Origin of the sequence: Bacillus sp. 205(2023), from assembly GCF_037027485.1 — a bacterium.
Taxonomy (GTDB): domain Bacteria; phylum Bacillota; class Bacilli; order Bacillales; family Bacillaceae; genus Bacillus; species Bacillus halotolerans.
Map to the genome: position 1 here is coordinate 1 of NZ_JAXCHF010000033.1, position 415 is coordinate 415.

The following is a 415-nucleotide window of genomic DNA, read 5'->3' on the forward strand; positions in this document are numbered from 1 at the left end:
GGGTCTTATAAACAGAACGTTCCCTGTCTTGTTTAGTTTTGAAGGAACTTTGTTCCTTGAATAAGTTAAGATGGGCCTGTAGCTCAGCTGGTTAGAGCGCACGCCTGATAAGCGTGAGGTCGGTGGTTCGAGTCCACTCAGGCCCACCATCTTATACAAATGGGGCCTTAGCTCAGCTGGGAGAGCGCCTGCTTTGCACGCAGGAGGTCAGCGGTTCGATCCCGCTAGGCTCCACCAACGTGTTCTTTGAAAACTAGATAACAGTAGACATCACATTCAATTAGTAATACAAGATATCACATAGTGATTCTTTTTAACGGTTAAGTTAGAAAGGGCGCACGGTGGATGCCTTGGCACTAGGAGCCGATGAAGGACGGGACGAACACCGATATGCTTCGGGGAGCTGTAAGCAAGC

General features: G+C 48.9%; 2 tRNA genes and 1 rRNA gene. All 3 read left to right on the top strand.

Going from position 1 to position 415, the window contains the following annotated elements:
- The first annotated feature begins 72 nt into the window (after nt 1-72).
- A tRNA-Ile gene (locus tag WA325_RS21240) sits at nt 73-149 on the top strand.
- A 12-nt stretch (nt 150-161) separates the two neighbouring features.
- Nucleotides 162-237: transfer RNA gene (locus WA325_RS21245), tRNA-Ala, on the top strand.
- Nucleotides 238-318: 81 nt separating this feature from the next.
- A 23S ribosomal RNA gene (locus WA325_RS21250) occupies nt 319-415 on the top strand; the annotation flags it as partial.